This window comes from Streptomyces sp. NPDC006450 (assembly GCF_040612195.1).
In the GTDB taxonomy this organism is placed as follows: domain Bacteria; phylum Actinomycetota; class Actinomycetes; order Streptomycetales; family Streptomycetaceae; genus Streptomyces.
In genome coordinates this window covers 1-2,068 of record NZ_JBEXPT010000240.1, presented here as the reverse complement: position 1 = coordinate 2,068, position 2,068 = coordinate 1, and the positions used below count along the sequence as shown (strand labels likewise).

Below are 2,068 nucleotides of genomic sequence, written 5' to 3'. Positions count from 1 at the left end.
GCCCGGGTCCCGCCCCCGGGCCCGGCCGCCCCCGGGGCCCCGTCGACCCCCCACGGCCTCCGTCGCCCGTTTCGGGGAGGAGGCCGTGGCCGTTCACGTCGCGGCTTCGGTGGAGCCGTGCTGCCGCGCTGGTCCTTGCCGCGCTAGTCCTTGAGGGCGTCCTTCGCCTTCTCCTTGGCCTGGCGGGCATCACCCTTCATCTGCTCCGCGCGCCCCTTGGCAGTGAGGCTTTCGTTACCGACGGTGCGGCCCATCGCTTCCTTGGCCTTGCCCTTGGCCTGTTCCTTCTTGGCCTTGATCTTCTGCTCACCCGACACGGCTCTCACTCCGATCGTTGGCGGCCATCTGACGTGCCGCGTCTGTCCGAATGCCCGTCCGGTAAACCTGCCCGCGGTGCTCGGCGCGTTAGCCGCGGGGGGCTCTGGGCAGGTGCCGGGGAGAACGGCTACGGAGTGGAGGCAGCGGTGCAAACCTCGAAGATCGCCTACAAGCCCGTGGGGCTGGCGCTCGGTGCCGCGGGGGGTCTGCTGGCCGGTGCGGCCTTCCAGCAGATCTGGAAGTGGCTCGGCCACGAGGACGACGCTCCGAACGCGACCGACGAGGGGCGTTCGTGGCGGGAGATCCTCATCGCCGCGGCCCTCCAGGGCGCCGTGTTCGCCGCGGTCAAGGCCGCGATCGACCGCGGGGGCGCGGTGGCCGCCAAACGCCTGACCGGCACCTGGCCCGCTTGAGGCGCCGCCGGCGCGGTTCGGTCGTCGGCCCCGTTCAGCCATCGTGGTGCCGGCGTTGCTGCTCCCGCCCTGGTTCCGCCCCGGTTCCTGCCTGCCCGTCGGCCGGGCGTCTGCCCGGGCGGGGGAGGTTCGTTCGGGCCGAGCCGACGGTGCCGGCGAAGTCCCGCGCGACCGGGTCCGCTCCGGACGGGTGATGCGGGTCGCCCCGTGCGGCGGGTCGTGCCCCGGAACGGGCGCCGGTCATCAGGCTGACCGGGTCGGCGGGCAACGCCCGCCCCACGGAAAGGAGCTGTCCGTGCTGGAGCGCAAGCGCCGAAAGCACACGACCGACGTCACCTTCGTACTTCCCGGGGCCATTCCGCCCGGGCCGGTGAGCGTCGTCGGTACGTTCAACGACTGGCACCCGGGCACGCACGTCCTCGAACCCCGGACCGACGGCATGCGCGCCGTGACCGTGGCCCTCCCCGCCAAGGCCACCCACAGTTTCCGCTACCTCGCGGCGGGCGACTACTGGTTCGACGAGCCGGCCGCCGACGGGCACGAGGAAGGCAACAGCCGCCTGCGCACCTGACTGCCGGGAGGTGATCAGCAGCGCCGCCCCGGCGTTCCCGGCCTCAGCCGGCTGACGGCGAGCAGCTCCTCCGCGGCGAGGAGTGCGCCGTGGGCGCTGCGCTGGCCCATCACGACGCAGAGGGTGTACGCCGCCTCCTCCATCTCGCCGCGCACGTTCGCGTCCCCGGGAGCCGCCATCGCTCGGCGGCGAACGGCACGCAGGTGATTGACGTGCTGGCGCAGGACGTCCGGCTCCGGCGGCGACCAGGAACCTGCCGGCGGGGCCGGCAGGTTCCGGGCCAGGGCGAGCACGTGGCGCAGCACGTCCTCGACGGCGGGCGCGAGGGGTTTGCCCGTCTGGGCGTCGAGTACGGCTTCGGCGGCCCCCCGCACGTCCGTGCCCGCCCCCATCGCCACCTCGTCCAGCATCCGGCGGGCCTTGGCCGAGGTACAGGGAACGAGGGCCATCAGCACCCCCGCGGCGCAGGCGGCGGTGGCCCTTACGTCCTGCGCCTGCGGCGGCGCGGTCGGCGCCGCGAAGGTTTTGATCTGCTCTGCCGGATGGTCCATCCGTCGCTCCTCCGCTTCGGTGCCCCTGGTCTGCGGGGTTCTGCTGTGTAGCAGCCCCCGCCCCGCCCCGCCTCGCGCACACGCCCGTGAGGGGGCCACAACCGCCCGAACCGGCCGTGTGTCGCGGCCCTGGTTGACCCCTCGCGTTGCCTTGCGCGATGCTCTCGCGCCGTCTTGGGCGGTGCTCTCGCACCGCCTTGCGTGATGCCCTCGCG

4 protein-coding genes are annotated in these 2,068 nt (G+C 73.5%); 2 read left to right on the top strand and 2 right to left on the bottom strand.

The window, feature by feature from the left end:
• Nucleotides 1-143 precede the first annotated feature (143 nt).
• Nucleotides 144-317, bottom strand: a complete 174-nt coding sequence (locus tag ABZY57_RS32385) for a CsbD family protein (RefSeq protein ID WP_356518071.1) — start codon at nucleotides 315-317, stop codon at nucleotides 144-146.
• Nucleotides 318-464: 147 nt separating this feature from the next.
• Between ABZY57_RS32385 and ABZY57_RS32380 the strand changes: the two genes are divergently transcribed.
• Nucleotides 465-731 (top strand): DUF4235 domain-containing protein, encoded by a 267-nt coding sequence (locus tag ABZY57_RS32380; RefSeq protein WP_356518067.1) that lies wholly within the window; start codon nucleotides 465-467, stop codon nucleotides 729-731.
• A 295-nt stretch (nucleotides 732-1,026) separates the two neighbouring features.
• Entirely contained in the window at nucleotides 1,027-1,302 is a 276-nt protein-coding gene (locus ABZY57_RS32375) for a hypothetical protein (protein ID WP_356518065.1), read from the top strand.
• Nucleotides 1,303-1,316: 14 nt separating this feature from the next.
• Here ABZY57_RS32375 and ABZY57_RS32370 read toward each other — a convergent pair whose 3' ends face one another.
• Nucleotides 1,317-1,853 (bottom strand): DUF5133 domain-containing protein, encoded by a 537-nt coding sequence (locus tag ABZY57_RS32370; RefSeq protein ID WP_356518063.1) that lies wholly within the window; start codon nucleotides 1,851-1,853, stop codon nucleotides 1,317-1,319.
• Nucleotides 1,854-2,068: the final 215 nt, after the last annotated feature.